Below are 16,928 nucleotides of genomic sequence, written 5' to 3'. Positions count from 1 at the left end.
TTAAAATCCTTTTTGCCGGTCTGAGGCATTACCTCTTAAGATACTGCATTATTTCTCATAAAATATCTTTCTGACGTTAAACCCTATAACAAAGCCCCCTATTACACCGGCAAGGGTGAATACAAATAGTAGCAAATCCCCCTGGTCAGTATTAAGGTAAGGATCACGGGGTGGACGTCCATACTGGCTGGCATATTTCCCTACTATGCTCACATCAATTCCGGTCCACGCGCCTTCGCCTTCACCTGGAGGAACTGTTCCGGCCATTTCAGAGGCATTTGCCTGATTTTCATGTTCGGTTGCACGAATCATCTCAAAATTATCTGCATGCGCCGCAGATAAAAATGAAACCATCCCGGCCAAATAAAATAAAAAAAAGATACACACGGTAAGTTTAAACAGGTTTTGCATTTTTCTTTATCATCCCAAGTTGAACCAAAATATCCGGCCTTCTTTTTTCTATAAAAACCAGAATAAACCCCACAACCACGCCTTCCACAATACATAAGACCCCCTGCGAGGTCATCATAAAGACGCCAAATATTTCTGCGGTCGCCCTGAAGAAAGACCCGCCATTATTTATCACGAGCAATCCCAGTTCAATAGAGGTGCCCAAATAAGTAAATAAATCAGAAATTACCCCTGCAAAGAAGCCGCACCAAAACAACGGCATGCCGCAGCGCCGGGTTATTTTAAACGCAAAAAATCCGGAGAAAGAGCCTAAAATACCCATGGAAAATATATTCCCACCCAGCGTTGTTAGTCCGCCATGCGCCAGAAATAAGGCTTGGATAAGCAAGGCAATGCCCGCTATCAGTACACTGACAAAAGGTCCCAGCAAAATAGCGCTCATGCCTGTGCCGCATGGATGTGATGTTGCCATTCCGTTTAATGCTACAACAGGAACGGGAAAGCACGAAAAAACGAATACTGCCGCCCCCAGCATGCCAACTAACGGCAGGTAACTATGCATCTCTCTTTTCTTCCGTTTCACATGGTAAATTCCAATACCTAAAAAAGGAATCGATACGGCAAACCATGTTACTGCCCATTCTGAAGGCAGAATTCCTTCTGTAATGTGCATTGCATATGCAGCCTTATCTGAAACAAGGAACACGAGCAAAAAAACTGCTATAATCAACATAAACATTTTTGTACTTTTCAAAACTTTCTCCCGTAAAACAAAAAAACCCATACCTTCAATGTTGAAGATATGGGTTTCTATTTTATTGAAAAAATAAGCCTGCCGCCTATTCTCATAAAAATGATTACACTCAAAAACTTCACCTTCTTTACCATCGAAGATTTCGTGAAGCAATTACAGGCAGGTCTTCTGGCTCCCGGATCGTTCTACTGGTCACTCCTTCCCGGAAAGCCTTTTAAGTGGCTTTTCCAGTGGCGTTGTGACGTTCGTCCCCGGTTACAGCGGCGGGTCCGCTCCTCGCCGCAAATCCTGTTTTGCGGCATGGATTCCCTTTTTATTTCTGCAATAATGAGAAATCACCTGTAATCGAACATAGTAATAGTAAATAAAAGAGCGGTCTGATGCATGAAAGACTTTCGGGATTCTACTTTGAGCAAGTCAAATTTGTCAAATGGAAAATAAAACGCTTCACTGTAAACCATGCATTTTATCAATTGCAGCGTTAATGGCAACCATGCAAAACCCTTATATTTGCTCACATATTCTATTGACATGCATACGGTAACTGTATATATTTCAAAAAACCAAATGGATAAACTATTTTCCGCAAATAATGAGAACCATTAAAAATGTTAGATATTTTAAAATTACAACTACATTCAGGCAATGCCACGCCAATATCAGTCATTTATGCCGTACTCCTTTCGTTTGTGCTTTCAACCTTAATTGCAATTACTTATGAGAAGACCTTTCGGGGGCTTTCCTACTCAAGAAATTTTGTTCAGGCGCTCATCCTCAGTTCCGTAGTGGCGGCAACCGTTATGCAGGCGATAGGGGACAGCCTTGCAAGGGGGCTCGGTATGCTTGGCGCATTGGCAATTGTTCGGTTCAGAACCAATTTCAGAGACCCAAGAGATATTATTTTCATGTTTGCAAGCCTCGCGGCAGGTATTTCTGTAGGAGTTAAAGGGTATACTATTGCGGCAGGCGGCGCCATTGGTTTTTGCGTTATTGCCGTTATCCTGTATTTTTCCCCATTCGGACAAACCAGTTATTTTGACGGCATGCTGCGGTTTAACCTTGAAAACATTCCCTCTTCAAAAAATATGCTTGAAAAGGTGCTTCATGACTATTGTAAAATCTTTGCGCTCATTACACTCCGCGATATGGCGCAGGGCAATCGTCTTGATTACGCCTATCATATAAAACTGAAAAGGGGGAAAAGGAATGATGATTTTATCACTGCCCTTAAAAAAATAGAAACAATAAACGGCGTGCATTTATTAATGCAGGAAAAAACGGTAGAGTTATAAACAAACGTTGGGTTCTGGTTACAAACCGGAACCCGCAAATAACATCTTGAGCCGAATACCGCAGAAGAACCTCAATTATTAAGCACGACTATAACATCTGGAGATAGAATGGTATTTTCATTTTCCCGCATTTCAGGCACAGTATAAATGAGAAGCATCAAACCCCTTTATATTTCATGGATTATCGCAGTTGCGATAATTGTAGTAATTTCATTTAATCACCGGAATGAAACTACGACCTTTTATGGCGCTGCGGAAACAAGGGAAATTGTTATTAATTCAAACAGGGCGGTGGAAGTTAAGGAGGTATACGTCCTTCCCGGACAGCAGGTAAATAAGGGTGATCCGCTTGTGTTGCTTGCCAGCTCCTGGTTAGACAAAGACATAAATGACATTTCCCATAAATTAAAAGAACTTAAGGAGCACTATAACGTTAACAGAAAACTCGTTCCGGAACTAAAAAGCCTGCAAAAATATTACGCTTACCGAAACAGTGCCGTTTCTAAGACCCCGATGCAAATCAAAACGGAAGGCCGGGAACAGATCATTGAAGGGAATCTGAAATCGGACGAAAATCCTTTTGAAACACAAATCCAAAGACTCGGGAAAGAATTGGCGCTTTTAGAGGAAGAAAAACGCAAACTCTCGGTCTCTGCGCCTATATCAGGAAAGGTTAGCACCGTCTTATGCAAGGCGGGTGAGCAAGTCTCTCCCCATGACGCCATTTTGAAACTTCACACAGTATCACCGGGGTTCATAACCGGCTATATACCCGAAAATATGTATTCCAGTGTTTACGTTGGGCAGAAAACAAAAATCGTCTCTGCTACAAACCCTTCATACAACCTGACCGGCGAGGTAGTGGCAGTAGGACACAGGAACATTGAATATCCAAACAGATTAAGAAATATACTTTCCGCACAACCGCTTTATGGCAGAGAGGTGTTTGTGAAAATCCCCGAAGACAACCGTCTCTTATTAGGAGAAAAGGTCATCATAATCGTTGAACACGAAACAGGAAAACACACGCCAGAAATTGTTAAGAGCTACCTCTTTTCGGAAAACAACAGCGCCGGAGCAACGGTCGCTGAAAAATACCCTGTAAATAATAATCCCGGAGAACCGGTTGCCATACAGGCAGACCAGTCTTTAACCGGCGGCGTTAATATTGAGGCTTCCGGCATTATCTATCTGAAAGATATAAAAAAATACCTTGTTATCAGCGATACGACACAAAATGATCAATTAATACTCTATGTAATGAATAATAAAGGAAACATCGACGACGCCGTTTATTTAGAAGGTGTAAACAAAATTGACGATATGGAAGCCATTACGACAGATGAAGAGGGAAATATCTTTGTTGTGTGTTCACAAAGCAACGGAGGTAATAAAAAAAAACTTCCGGACAAAAGAAAACATCTTCTGAGAATAAAGCTGAGCGGCTATTCTTTTGTAGTGGATAAAAAAGTTCATTTATATGACCTGCTGAATGTCGCTGCCGGGAAAGATAAAAATGCACAATGGGCGCAATGTATTGCTTATGGGGACAATGCTATAAAAATGAATATCGAAGGGATGTTTTACCATGAAGATGCGCTTTACCTTGGTTTAAAATGGCCATTAAACAAAGGAAAGGCAGTTATCTTTAAGATCAGAAATATTCACGAAGTCTTCGATAAAGAACTGTTGGAGGAAGGGAATATCGAATTATGGAAAGAGTTTTCGCTGCAAAACAACAGTACGAAAACGCCGGTGGGCATATCAGGCCTTTCTTTATACAGGAACAATTTATATATACTTTCATATAGCAAAATCAGAATGAACGGAAAAAAGAAAAGAGCCGGCGACTTATGGGTCTATGATATAGGGAAAGACGTCCTTACCCATATGAGGCATTTCGAACACCTTAAACCTGAAGGCGTTACTTTTAATCCGGACGACAATACACTGCTGCTTACTTTTGATAATGGAGACAATCATCCTTCAAAAATTATGGAATTAAAAATAGCCGATGATTTATAGATGGGTATGTTTTGTTCAGGTATTTTTTATGTTTAACCGGCAGCAAAGCTATATTGAAAAACAACGCACTGCTCTTTTTCTCAGGAAAGAACACCCTTCGCATTTCTTTTTTTTTGCGGTGTTCTTTTTGTCCCTCTTCGTTTCTTCACAGGTATTATGCCGCAATTCAGCAGGACTTGAGATTGCCATAGGGGATTTTCTGTCTTCGGCAAAAAACGACTTTCTCTTAAAGAATCAGGAAGAAAAGATATCCTTTCTCCACACCACTTCTCCAAATACGCCTTTCCTTAACAAGGTCGAATTCCGAACCCGAACGGATGAGGGTTTTGAACATTCCGGACAGCGTTATTCCCTGCGTTTGTATCCTAACGGACAGGGAGAAACAAAGGCAGGGGAAAAGGTATACCATGCAACGGTAAAATCAAATAGAACGCAGTATGATTTGCTCCTGCACAGGGCATTAAAAAAACGGTACATCCTGGTAATAAACTTGTTGAAGGAATTGGATTACCTGGACTTGAAAAAGAAACTAATGCTCGTCCATGAAGATAAAGCGATTGTTTTAAACAGCAGGATAAATACCCCTGATTTCAGGATAACAGAATTTATTAAAGCGAAAGATACTTTGGTGGAGTTACAGATTGAGATTATCGGGCTGGAAAATAAAATAAGCGCCGTTGAGGAATCAATCCGGTTGTGTATGCAGACAGAAAATTCGATTGCGCTGAAAGGAGAAACCTTGGCCGGCGTCGATCTGGTGAGGAAAACATTTCTGCAATTTGACCACCATGTTGACGACGATAACATTTATTTAAAAAACAGCAATTACGATAAAGAAATCGTACAAGGCATGCTTGAACTTGAAAAAGCAGAGGGGAAGCGATACCTCAATTTTTTTGAAGCCGCATATGACAATGATGAAGGCGGCCGTCCGTCTGATTCAATTTCTTTTGGAGTAGGCATAAACCTCCCCTTCATTCGTTCCAACCGCATGGATGTCAATCGCAGAAAACTTCAATTTTTATCTGCAAAGGGCGAACACGAAGAACTAAAAAGGTCTCTGGGAGAAAATGTGCGATTACTTTCCGGGGAAATGAACAACATGTTTCGGCAGTATGATGTGCTTATGGAAGAAAAAACAACTGGCGGCACGGAATCAGCACTAAAAAAATATATGGAAACAGAAGGCGTCGATCCGCTAATGCTGCTGGATATGCAGGAAAGCATTGTTAAAACGGACATCCTCATTAAGCAAAAGCAATATGAAATTTACACAAAGTACCTTGAATACCTGGATATTTCAGGGCAATTAACCAGACGCCCTATTCGAAATTATCTTTCCCCGGACTTAGGGCAAATTGAGTTATAAATATATGTTTGAAGAGACAGCGCTAACTATCCGAAAGCGATACGAGTCGAAATTTGTCATTCCAAAGGAAATGATAGAACCCATTTCGCGTTTTGCTTCTATTTATTGTTCTCCCGACAAATATTCTTCAAATACTGATAATGGTTTTTATTGCATAAACAATCTGCATTTTGATACCCCAGATTATTTATTTCTTATGCAAAGGCTGGACAAATGTAACAGGAGACTTCATCTGAGGATTCGTTCGTATCCCCATTCCGGAAAGTATCATTGCTTTCTTGAAGTGAAAGAGAAGACCGGGGATATCATCAATAAATACAGGGCGCCTCTTTATGATGAAAACTGGCGCAGGATGTTTGAAGACCAGGATTATTCATTGTGTGAAGAAAAAGATTTTGACCCGAATTCGTCCAAAACGCATTTCCTGAAGACGGCATATTTCTATAATGCAACGCCTAAAATGTTGTCTCAATATTGGAGGAAGGCATATGTATCCAATGTGAATGAATATGCGAGGGTAACGTTCGACACCGATCTGAGATATCAGCCGGCAGAGGGATATTGTATTATTCCGGACGAGAATAAATTGGTTCCGCTGGATGACGAAACGCTTTTTGCCCCGGAATGCAACGTCATACTGGAACTCAAGTGCTACACCATGCAGGTACCCCTATGGATGATCGATCTTATCCGGCATTTCAATCTCCAGCGGCGGGGTTTTTCAAAATACGTCGCAGGCATCATAAATGTCCTGCAACTTTACAAATATGATTCCGGCGTGAGACAGGCATCCTCTGTATTGTTTTAACACAGAATTAAAGTTATGATTTACGGCCAAGGCGCCATTGCTCCAATTCCTTTTTTAATGGCAGCCAATATTCCCGATCTTTTTTCCTTTCGGCGCTTTCTTCTTGTATGAGGAGAGATTCAATTTCTTCCACGTTTTGGTTTAATACTGCTTTAAGCAGGGACCGGGTAGGTATAAGACTTTTACATAATGCAGCATTTTTCCTTGCTATTTCCATGAGTAAAACAGGAGTCCTGCATTCCATGAGCCAGAAAACGATCTTTTCTTTCCCGGCTTTTCTATAACTCTGCGTGACGTCGGTTTCAATGAGACGGCGAATCATGGGCCAGTTCTTTTCGCGCTGCGTCTTTTTAGTCTGAATTAAATCCGGTAGTGAAAGAATACCCATCTCACCAATCTCCGGCAACTTCACAATGGACATTCTCTCCCATAATTGCTCAAAATCGGAGCAGCCTCGCATTTTAGCCATCATGTCAATGCGCAAGCCTTCTATCCCTTCTGCATTGCAACGGAAATGGCATGCATGACCTCGTCGCTGAAATGTTCTTTGTATCAATTCCGATAGAAAAATCTATATCACGACTGAACTCAGATCCGCCGTATAAAATGCACGCCTGGCCTCCCATGAGCAGGTATCGAACGCTGCAATTCTGGAAAGTCAAAAGGGCTTTGTGAATCGGGTTCTGGATCAAAACTCCCTCTAAGTTCTAAATATATCGGCCAAAGTTTAGAGCTTTCAATGTGTCTCTGTTCAGGTGTTAATTTCGCCCAATCTTCTTGTTCTTCATTAAAAAATAGCTTTAAATTTATTTGCATGGGTAATTTTTCTCTATTCTGAACTATACTCAAGGGGTTCACAAAATGTGATTCCAGAGATGCTATAATTATTTATGTTAACAAAAGTTAAATCTAATTTTAGGTAACACTTTAGTTTTATGAAAAATTCCAATAATCGCAGTGTAGGGGCGAAGCATTTGCTGTAAATTGTCATAAATGCGTTTATGCCCAAACGGGCAAATGCTTCGCCCATACTTTTTCAAAAAACTAAAGTGTTACAATTTTAGAAATCCCTATTTGTGGACTCATACAGTATACCGCAAAAATTTTGCGATGGCGAGGGTTGCATAGAATATTATCGTTGTGCTGTCTGATTTCTATAGTTTATGACCCGATGTGGAGGGGGGAGGGGATTATAATATCTTTGCGACTGCAACTGCAATGCTCGTGCAGCCTGCGACGATAGCGAATATTTTCATGAAAAGATAGGAGTGTGAGGCCTTTATGCGCCATTCCAAAGTAGTCATTTCTGTGTGCATTTCTTTGCGAAACTCATCGAATTGTTTATTAATGCCGTCGAATCTTTTATTAACGTCATCGAATCTTTTATTAATCTCGTCGAATTGCCTGTTTGTGTCTTCGTGCATTTTGCCGATAAAGTCTTTTAAACTCTGCTGTCCGTCAACGTGGGATTCCTCTATTATATCCGTAAGCACCTCGGCTTGTTCATGCGGGAATCCGACTGCTTCTAACTTTCTGATATTGCTGAGTTCTTTGGTTATTGGCATATTTTAGCCTCCTGGTTAGAATATTATCATTGTTCTGCCTGATTTTCAACGGTTATCGCTGCCTGCAAAACCTCCTTTTCGGATTTACGATTTTAGATTTTAGATTTAAAAAATCGTACTTCGTAAATCGTACTTCTAAAAATGTAGGATTATAAAATCTTTTTTAATTCTATATTATCCACTATTGTTTTTCCAACGGTAAATAGCTCCCTTTTGACTTTCAAGCTTGTTGAAATGCTTCTTGACTAAAACGAACGTTTCTTATAAAATTTCCAAACCATGCGTTATTTACTAAATACGACAAACATGACAAAACATTCGAATATAAAACTTACAGCACTTTAGCTCAAAACACTCACGATTTTGATGTAAATGCTGTAAATATCGCCAACGATATTGTTGTTGCCTGGTGTTTTAAGTGTACAGTTTTTTAAAGCCTTTAAGACTTTGCGCCCATAGCTCAATTGGATAGAGTCACGGACTACGAATCCGGAGGTTGGAGGTTCAAGTCCTCCTGGGCGCGTTTTTACTTAACGATCTATCATCTTTCCTATACCCGTTTGTGTTTTGCCCCTATAGAATGCATATCAAATAAGCTGAGGTGTTTTATCATAGATGATGAACGGCATCGGAATTGATTCATAATTAAAGAGTGCGGATATATATTATTTTCTTAACAATACCGGGATTGAAATTTTATACCTATCTCGCAACGCAGCATAGCCGCAACCAAAAAGATTTTAATCACGAAACACACAGAGAACATGATAGTATTAAATAAGGCAATGGGTATGGAAAGCGCAAGCAGTAATCATGAGTATTTTATGCGGCAAGCGATTAAAGAAGCGGAAAAGGCTGCGGATATTAATGAAGTTCCGGTAGGCGCCGTAATTGTGTATGATAACCGGATTATTGCCCGTGCGCATAACCAAAGGGAAATGCTTAAAGACCCGACAGCCCATGCGGAAATGATAGCGATAACCCAAGGGGCTGAGTATTTGCAAAATTGGCGACTAACCGGGTCTACTATCTATGTAACTCTGGAACCCTGCGCAATGTGTGCCGGGGCCTTGGTGCAGTCAAGGATTGATAAGCTTGTGTATGGGGCTGTTGATAAAAAGGCGGGCGCTTGCGTGTCCGTCATGAATCTTGTCCAAAATACTAAGTTGAATCACCGTTTGGAAGTAATACCCGATATCCTTGCTGATGAATGCAGGGATATATTAAAGAGATTTTTTTTAGAGAATTGCCGCACTAAGTAAACGTTTAGTACCTTAGCAGTAATTTCTTTGCACTTTTTTGGCAAAATATTTACTGGTGAAATCCGGTAACTGTGAAATACGAAACACGAAATCCGAAACAAATTCTAATGACAAAATGATTTGAAATTCTAAACAAAAGCCTCTTTCGTCTCTCGGATTTCATGCTTCACATTGTTGTATGTTTTAAATGTGTTTTGAATTTTATGCTTTGTTATTCGGATTTGTTTCGTGCTTCGTATTTCGTATTTTTTATAGGTAAAAACCGGAGAGGTGCCGGAGCGGTTGAACGGGACGGTCTCGAAAACCGTTTTCCGCGGTTGCGGAACGTGGGTTCGAATCCCACCCTCTCCGCCATCAAAAAAGGTAAAATGTGGTAACGTTTTATTGCAAGTGGCGATGAAGGGTGACGGAAATAATCGTATGTTTTTTAAATGAATAGCACTGGAAGATTAAAGACGGAGAGGTGTCAGAGTGGCCGAATGAGCGCGCTTGGAAAGCGCGTATACCGCTTAAAACGGTATCGCGGGTTCGACTCCCGCCCTCTCCGCCATCATTAAAAAATTGGCCGTGCTAGATGGGGAGCTAGCGGTACCCTGTAACCTGCAACCCGCTATAGCAGGATTGATCGCTTTTCTGAGGGCTCACGACTGTTATCTTTGTTAATGTAAGTGGTGATGAAGGTTGGATCTCATGCAATGGGAGACGATGCGAATCTGGTCAGATGCGGAAGCAAGCAGCCATAAACACTTGTCCTCATGTGCCGTGAGTTAGTCTGGCCTGAGCTAACTGCATTGGTAAACTAACAGAAGGGGGCACGAAAAAAGTGCACGGCCGTTTATAAAACCTTTTATGTGGTGGTTTTTACCGAGAGATTCAACAACTTATTGAGAAGTTACTGAAGTGTGTTAAAAAACTGTATGGTTGAAAAGGAATGCAGGTGATTTTTCAATGTCTTATGTAGTATTAGCCCGTAGATACCGACCTCAAACCTTTAGCGACATAGTAGGGCAAGCGCCTATAGTAAAAACCCTTGGGAATGCAATACGTACCGACAGGGTAGCCCATGCTTATCTGTTTGCCGGTCCGAGGGGCGTAGGCAAGACCTCTACGGCGCGTATACTGTCAAAGGCGTTAAATTGTGTTAATGGACCTACTGATACCCCATGCAACGTATGCGATATCTGCCAGAGCATTTCCGAAGGAAGCGACATAGACGTTCTGGAAATTGACGGCGCCTCAAACCGCGGAATTGATGAAATAAGAAATATACGCCAAAATGTAGGGTTTGCCCCATCGAGAGCGCGGTATAGAATTTACATTATTGATGAAGTACACATGCTTACCCGCGAAGCATTTAATGCCCTTCTTAAAACCCTCGAAGAACCTCCATCTCATGTTAAGTTTATATTTGCGACAACTGCGGCAAACCGTCTTCCTGAAACAGTTCAATCGCGGTGCCAGCGATTTGATTTTAAGAATATTTCCGTTAATGATATTGAAAAACACCTTTTGGAAATATGCAAAACGGAAGGGAAACAAATAGAGTCCGCTGCCCTCCATGCGATTGCAAAATATGCAAAGGGAGGATTAAGGGATTCACAGTCTGTACTCGATCAACTATTTTCTTTCTGTGATGATAAGGTGACATCGGCGGATGTGAATTATGTGCTGGGGTATATTGATGATGATAAGATTTATAGTATGTTTGAGTGTTTTGTGAACAAAGATGCTTCAGGCGCGCTGAGAATTGTGGATGATATTTTGAATGAGGGAAAGACTCCGGCGGAGTTTATTGATCAGTTGCTTCTGCGGTTAAGAGATCTTTTGGTATTTTCTTCCTGTGGTCCGGATGCAGCATGGGCTGAGTATGACGAGTCTTTTATTCATAGCTTTGAAAAATCATTTTCAGGCGATACACTTATGTATATGATCCAAATGCTTTCCGTGATGAGGATACGCTCTACGGATTCTTTACTGCAGCGGATTTCTGCGGAAATGGCCGTCATAAAACTGTGCCGGATGGAATCTATCGGCGTATTGTCTGACCTTGTTGGACGCATAACGGCATTAGAGGGAAAACTGGAACAAGTTGACAATATCACTGGCAAGAGAAGTGATGATATTCTCCTTCCTGCGGAATCGCTTGCCCGGCAGACAGTGTCGGAAAAATCAATAGAAGAAGGCGATGTGATACCTCCCACAAAAGAAGAAAAAATAACTTCCGGAATCGCGAGGGAAAAAAACGAGGTATGGGGGGATATCCTTAAAAGTATTCAGAAAAAGAAGAAATCTACCTGGGCGTTTTTCAAGGAAGGCCGGCTGGTAAGCAGCGATGCGGGAGTATTGGTAGTTGCATTTTCCAGAAAATTTCTTTTTCAGAAAGAAAGATTGGAGCAACCGGAAGAAAAAAAACTTATAGAAAATTGTGCGAAAGAAGTAGTGCCGGGCTTTAGGGAACTGAAGCTTGTACTATTTGAAAAAGAAGAGCCGGAAGAGAACAGACAGAACCAAAGTTTAGACAATGGTGGTGGTGTACAGCAAATAAACGATACGGTGTTTTCAGAACCGGCAGTAAAAAAAACGTTAGAATTATTTGACGGTCGTGTTATTAAAGTTAACCGATAGGGGGGTGAAATGAAGGGTTTTGGCAATATGACAGAAATGATGAAACAGATGCAGAAGCAGGCGCAGAAAATGCAAAAGCAGATGGAGGATGCCCAGAGAGATTTGAAAGAACGTGTAATAGAGGCTACCTCCGGTGGCGGTATGATTACGGTACACATGAATGGGAAGCAGGAAATCCTTTCTATAAAAATTGACCCGGAAGTGGTAGACCCGGAAGATGTTCAGATGCTGGAAGATCTTATCCTTTCCGCCGTTTCCCAGGCGTTGAAAAAATCTCAGGAATTATATCAATCCGAGATGGGGAAATTTACCGGCGGGCTAAATATTCCCGGCATGTCAGGAATGTTTGGGGGATGATTCGTTCATTGATCATAAAGAGGTATGTGCTTTGAATACTTATCCGCAAACAGTGAATAAACTTATTAGTGAGTTTGGGAAAATGCCTGGGATTGGGCAGAAGACCGCAGAACGGTTAGCCTGTTATGTTTTAAAACAGCCGGTTGACGATGCTATGAAGCTGGCGTACGCTATTCGCGATGTAAAGAAATATATGAAAATATGTACTGTTTGTTTTAACGTCTCAGAAAATAGCCCGTGCCATATTTGTAGTAATATACGCAGGGATAGTTCAATTATTTGCGTTGTTGAACAGTTCGCAGATTTACTAACTATTGAAAAAACTGGCAAATATAACGGCCATTATCATATACTCCAGGGACATATTTCCCCCCTTGAGGGTATTGACCCCGACTTACTTACTATTGGCAGACTTTTGCAAAGAGTAAAAGACGACGGCGTTAAAGAGGTGATACTTGCCACTAATTTGAATATGGAAGGGGATATAACCGCCGTATATATATATAAACAATTACAATCATTTGGCGTTAAAGTTACGAGGATTGCCCGCGGGTTGCCGACTGGCAGTTATCTTGAATATGCAAATACTGCTATCGTAGCCGATGCGGTCAGTGATAGGAATGAGATGAGGAACTAGTTTAACGTATGCTTTTTACTGAAACACAACACCATATATTTATAGTTAATTTTTGGGAAGGTGATTTTTAATGAAAATGCAGTCTTCTTTATTGCCGCAACTCCAGCAAAAGATGAAGTTGTCTCCCCAGATAATTCAGTCTATAGAAATACTCCAGCTTCCGTTATTGGCCCTGGCAGAGCGCGTACAGCAAGAGCTGATGGATAACCCGGTTCTTGAGGAGGTGGTTGAACAACCGAAAGAAGATAGCCCTGTCTCAGAAGACGGCTCAATTGCCGGAGAAAATGCTGCTCAAACTGAATGGGATGACGCCAAAAAGGCAGAGGTTGACCGGCATAATGAGATGGCGGAAGATTGGAATGAATATTATTCGAAGACGACAATCCGGAAGAGTGCCCTTTCTGATGAACGTGATCAGAAACAAGAGGCATTGGAAAATACTGCCGCCAAACCAATGTCGCTTCATGATTACCTGCTGGGGCAGTTATCGCTTATGGAAGTTCCTGAACATCTTTATGAAGCATGTGAGAATATTATTTATTCTGTTGATACCTCCGGATATTTATCCGGTCCGTTAGAAGAAATAGTTTCGTCTTTTGAAAAACCTGTTTCTTTGGCGGACGCCGAAAAGGCGTTAGAAATTGTACAGACATTGGAGCCGCCTGGTATCGGAGCGAGAAATTTACAGGAATGTTTACTGTTACAGTTAGACAATCGTGATCCGAATTACCACATAACAAAGGATCTTCTGCAAAATTATTTATTAGAAATCGAATCAAGAAAATATCCTGCCATAGCAAAGAAAACAGGATATAGTCTTGAAACTATCAAAAAACAGGTAGAATTTATTCGTACACTAAACCCAAAACCAGGTTCTGTATTTAACGATGAAACAATTCCTTATGTGGTCCCTGAAGTGAAGGTAGAACAAATTGACGGGGAATATGAGGTATTTTTGATTGATAATGCGAATATACCACATTTGCATATTAGCTCCTTTTATAGAAAATCTTTGAGTGAAGGCAATATTGATAGTTCAACGCGCCAGTATATACAGAAGAAGATTGAATCTGCTAAATGGCTGGTTGACGCCATAGAGCAACGGAGGAGTACATTATATAAAGTAGCATGCAAAATTGTAAGCATGCAAAAGGGGTTTTTAGATGAAGGAGTTCACCGCCTGCGAACATTGAAGATGCAGGACGTTGCCGATATTGTTGGCGTCCATGTTTCAACGGTGAGCCGTGCAATTGCCCATAAATATATTCAAACCCCGCAGGGCGTTTTTGAAATGAAATTTTTCTTCACGGGAGGTTTTCAGAATGCCGACGGTAATATGGAATCATGGGAATCTATCCGGCAGAAACTTATTGAAATTGTTGCAAAAGAAGATAAATCAAACCCATTGAGCGATGAAGAGGTTGCAGATAAATTAGGCGCCTCAGGGGTAGACATAGCCAGGAGAACGGTCACCAAATACCGCCGTATTCTAAAAATACCCTCATCAAGGCAGCGAAAAGCATATTAGATTTACGAAGTACGATTTAAAATCCTAAATCCTAAGCTGGGGTCGCCAGAACCAACCAGGCAGGAAGTACGAAAGGTGGAACCACAGATTACACAGATTGCACTAATTAAAAAATTAAATATTTTGCCAAAAAATGCAAAGAAGTCCCATGCGGGTTCAGGTTTGCAACCGTTCTTCGTGAGCTCAGCCGAACGGTTGCAAACCTGAACCCGCGCCGAGTTTTTATAATAATTTCTACAGTTCACAATCTGCAATTTGCCGACTGTAGATTGCCGATTGCCGATTTTCTTTGCCGGATGAAACATTTATAAAAAGAACACTTATTTTTTGGACATTTAATCATGAAACGAAATTCTTTTAAAGTACACTTCTTTCTGCCAGTCTTTTTAATAGTAGCTCTTACTTATTTTACCGGTTGCTCCTCCACACACTGCAAAAGGCACATCGACACCATCAAGACAGACCTCGATTCACTCCACAAAGATGTAGATACAGTATTGGGGCTGGATAAACCATCCTCATTAGTAGAAGAATAAAATCCCTTCCCCCCCCAGGTTTACAGAATAGAGCGAAAAGAGATAATGCGAAAATTGGATCTTGATCTGATAATAGAAAAAGGTTTATTGATAGACGGTACCGGAATGCCCGGTAAAAAAATGGACGTTGGTATAAAGGGAAATAAGATTGAAGTAATAGAAGATCGTATTTCCTGTAATACCTGCACACGAATTGATGCAGAGGGGATGATCGTTGCTCCGGGATTCATTGACATTCACTCTCATAGCGATTTTCTGTGGCTTGCGTGTCGGGAAAGTGAAAGCAAAATACTGGACGGCGTCACTACGGAGGTTTGTGGCAATTGTGGGTTATCTGCTTTTCCGTTGCGGGGAAAATTACTGGAACGGCGCAGGCAAGGATTGTCAAAATACGGCATCGTTCCCTCATGGCGTTCTGCTCAAGGGTTTTTTGATGTTGCGGAAGGGATAAATAGTTCTGTAAACAGGGCTTTTCTTGTGGGTCATGGGAATATCAGAGCGTGTGCTGTAGGATATGATAACAGGGTTGCTACTAAAGCTGAATTATCGGTAATGTGCAAGTACCTGGAAGAAGCTATGAAAGCCGGCGCTTTTGGCATGTCCAGCGGTCTGGTTTATCCGCCGGGCTGTTATGCGGAATTTGACGAACTGGTAACAATGTGCAATAGGGTGAATGAATATGGCGGACTCTATGCAACCCATGTACGAAATGAAGGCGAAGACCTGGAAAATGCCATTGCTGAAGCGATAAAGGTGGCGGAAGAGACCGGCGTTAATGTGCAGATATCGCATATTAAGACAATGGGACAGGAAAATTGGCACAAATTGGAGAAGGTAAAGGCATTGATAGCATATGCAATAAACACAGGGGTGAATGTTACCTGTGACCGCTATCCCTATACAGCAGCAGCAACAGACCTCGACGTCATTTTGCCTGCCTGGGTATACGATGGAGGTATAGAAGATCAAATCCAAAGATTAAAAGACCGTGCGGTAAGAAAGCGCATTGCTGAAGAGATGTCAAAAGGTGATGAGGCGCCATTTTGGTCAGATATAGTTATTTCTTCTGTTTCTACTCAGAAAAACAGGTGGATGACTGGTAAATCTATTGCAGAAATCGCTGCGATACAGAAGAAACCCCCGCTGGAGGAGGTGCTAGACCTTCTGATAGAAGAGGATACCAGGGTGGATATTTTTTTGTTTAATATGTCTGAAAAAAATCTGGAAAGCATATTGAGTTGGGATTTTGTATGCGTGGGTTCCGATAGTTCCACCCGATCTGGCGAGGGCGTACTTGCTGAGGGCAACCCTCATCCGCGAAGTTATGGGACGTTTTCCAGGATATTGGGGAAGTTTTGCAGAGAAAAAAAGCTTTTTTCGGTAGAAGAGGCGATCCGGAAAATGACAGGCCTCCCTGCCCAAAAGGCGGGATTAGACCAGCGGGGTTTCATAAAAGAAGGATATTTTGCCGACATAACAATCTTTAATCCGGAAACAATTACTGACAAGAGTACCTTTGCAAACCCTCATCAATATTCGGTGGGAGTTGAATATGTAATTGTAAATGGAAACGTTACCGTGCAGAAGGGTAAACACTCCGGCATTAAAAGCGGTAAAATTTTGCGGAAAACTTTATGATTTTACAACACTTTAAATTTTTGAAAATTGATACACATATTTTTGCTCAACATGGGTGGCACGGACAAGCACAGCTTGTCCGTGCCACCCAAAGCTAAACTGCAATATGTTTTCAAAAAAC

The 16,928-nt window shown here is 41.3% G+C and carries 14 protein-coding genes, 3 tRNA genes, 1 other RNA gene, 1 pseudogene and 1 riboswitch; of the genes and pseudogenes, 15 read left to right on the top strand and 4 right to left on the bottom strand.

Features of this window, described 5'->3' with window-relative positions; translation table 11 throughout:
* Positions 1–48: 48 nt before the first annotated feature.
* Together ABJL82_RS03660 and ABJL82_RS03655 are read right to left on the bottom strand one after the other, a co-directional pair.
* Positions 49–228: pseudogene (locus ABJL82_RS03660) on the bottom strand (cobalamin biosynthesis protein CbiM); the annotation flags it as partial.
* A 166-nt stretch (positions 229–394) separates the two neighbouring features.
* Positions 395–1,165: an energy-coupling factor ABC transporter permease gene (locus ABJL82_RS03655; RefSeq protein WP_347273357.1), complete on the bottom strand. Its 771-nt coding sequence runs from the start codon at positions 1,163–1,165 to the stop codon at positions 395–397.
* A 140-nt stretch (positions 1,166–1,305) separates the two neighbouring features.
* Positions 1,306–1,523: riboswitch (cobalamin riboswitch) on the bottom strand.
* Positions 1,524–1,773: 250 nt separating this feature from the next.
* On the opposite strand from ABJL82_RS03655, the gene ABJL82_RS03650 reads away from it, so the two are divergent.
* The 4 genes from ABJL82_RS03650 to ABJL82_RS03635 all read left to right on the top strand — a co-directional run bounded on the left by ABJL82_RS03650 (position 1,774) and on the right by ABJL82_RS03635 (position 6,659).
* On the top strand, positions 1,774–2,457 hold the full coding sequence (locus ABJL82_RS03650) for a DUF4956 domain-containing protein (protein WP_347273356.1): 684 nt from the start codon (positions 1,774–1,776) through the stop codon (positions 2,455–2,457).
* A 147-nt stretch (positions 2,458–2,604) separates the two neighbouring features.
* Positions 2,605–4,482, top strand: a complete 1,878-nt coding sequence (locus ABJL82_RS03645; protein WP_347273355.1) for an efflux RND transporter periplasmic adaptor subunit — start codon at positions 2,605–2,607, stop codon at positions 4,480–4,482.
* Complete coding sequence (locus ABJL82_RS03640; RefSeq protein WP_347273354.1) at positions 4,472–5,851, top strand: hypothetical protein; 1,380 nt, start codon at positions 4,472–4,474, stop codon at positions 5,849–5,851. Before ABJL82_RS03645 ends, ABJL82_RS03640 begins: the two co-directional genes overlap by 11 nt.
* 4 nt (positions 5,852–5,855) lie before the next feature.
* Positions 5,856–6,659 carry a polyphosphate polymerase domain-containing protein gene (locus ABJL82_RS03635; protein ID WP_347273353.1) on the top strand — a complete coding sequence of 268 codons (804 nt, stop codon included), beginning with the start codon at positions 5,856–5,858 and terminating at the stop codon, positions 6,657–6,659.
* A gap of 13 nt (positions 6,660–6,672) precedes the next feature.
* On the opposite strand, the gene ABJL82_RS03630 is transcribed toward ABJL82_RS03635, so the two are convergent.
* Together ABJL82_RS03630 and ABJL82_RS03625 are read right to left on the bottom strand one after the other, a co-directional pair.
* Complete coding sequence (locus tag ABJL82_RS03630; protein WP_347273352.1) at positions 6,673–7,080, bottom strand: hypothetical protein; 408 nt, start codon at positions 7,078–7,080, stop codon at positions 6,673–6,675.
* A 769-nt stretch (positions 7,081–7,849) separates the two neighbouring features.
* Positions 7,850–8,224, bottom strand: coding sequence for a hypothetical protein (locus ABJL82_RS03625; protein WP_347273351.1), 375 nt, complete (start codon positions 8,222–8,224; stop codon positions 7,850–7,852).
* Positions 8,225–8,673: 449 nt separating this feature from the next.
* On the opposite strand from ABJL82_RS03625, the gene ABJL82_RS03620 reads away from it, so the two are divergent.
* The 11 genes from ABJL82_RS03620 (at position 8,674) to ABJL82_RS03570 (ending at position 16,807) form a co-directional block, all read left to right on the top strand.
* Positions 8,674–8,747: transfer RNA gene (locus tag ABJL82_RS03620), tRNA-Arg, on the top strand.
* 241 nt (positions 8,748–8,988) lie between these two features.
* Positions 8,989–9,486 carry a tRNA adenosine(34) deaminase TadA gene (gene tadA, locus ABJL82_RS03615; protein ID WP_347273350.1) on the top strand — a complete coding sequence of 166 codons (498 nt, stop codon included), beginning with the start codon at positions 8,989–8,991 and terminating at the stop codon, positions 9,484–9,486.
* A 264-nt stretch (positions 9,487–9,750) separates the two neighbouring features.
* Positions 9,751–9,840, top strand: a tRNA-Ser gene (locus ABJL82_RS03610).
* Positions 9,841–9,943: 103 nt separating this feature from the next.
* A tRNA-Ser gene (locus ABJL82_RS03605) sits at positions 9,944–10,036 on the top strand.
* 15 nt (positions 10,037–10,051) lie between these two features.
* Positions 10,052–10,317, top strand: an RNA gene (ffs, locus tag ABJL82_RS03600) — signal recognition particle sRNA large type.
* A gap of 117 nt (positions 10,318–10,434) precedes the next feature.
* On the top strand, positions 10,435–12,111 hold the full coding sequence (gene dnaX, locus ABJL82_RS03595) for a DNA polymerase III subunit gamma/tau (RefSeq protein WP_347273349.1): 1,677 nt from the start codon (positions 10,435–10,437) through the stop codon (positions 12,109–12,111).
* A gap of 9 nt (positions 12,112–12,120) precedes the next feature.
* Complete coding sequence (locus ABJL82_RS03590) at positions 12,121–12,468, top strand: YbaB/EbfC family nucleoid-associated protein (protein WP_347273348.1); 348 nt, start codon at positions 12,121–12,123, stop codon at positions 12,466–12,468.
* 31 nt (positions 12,469–12,499) lie between these two features.
* Positions 12,500–13,105: a recombination mediator RecR gene (gene recR, locus ABJL82_RS03585; RefSeq protein ID WP_347273347.1), complete on the top strand. Its 606-nt coding sequence runs from the start codon at positions 12,500–12,502 to the stop codon at positions 13,103–13,105.
* Positions 13,106–13,175: 70 nt separating this feature from the next.
* Entirely contained in the window at positions 13,176–14,633 is a 1,458-nt protein-coding gene (rpoN, locus tag ABJL82_RS03580) for an RNA polymerase factor sigma-54 (RefSeq protein ID WP_347273346.1), read from the top strand.
* Between the two features lie 341 nt (positions 14,634–14,974).
* Positions 14,975–15,169, top strand: a complete 195-nt coding sequence (locus tag ABJL82_RS03575; RefSeq protein ID WP_347273345.1) for a hypothetical protein — start codon at positions 14,975–14,977, stop codon at positions 15,167–15,169.
* 45 nt (positions 15,170–15,214) lie between these two features.
* Positions 15,215–16,807, top strand: coding sequence for a D-aminoacylase (locus tag ABJL82_RS03570; RefSeq protein ID WP_347273344.1), 1,593 nt, complete (start codon positions 15,215–15,217; stop codon positions 16,805–16,807).
* The last annotated feature ends 121 nt before the right edge of the window (positions 16,808–16,928 follow it).

Source organism: Candidatus Kuenenia sp. (assembly GCF_039794105.1).
Lineage (GTDB): Bacteria > Planctomycetota > Brocadiia > Brocadiales > Brocadiaceae > Kuenenia.
This window is presented reverse-complemented; position numbering and strand designations above follow the sequence as displayed.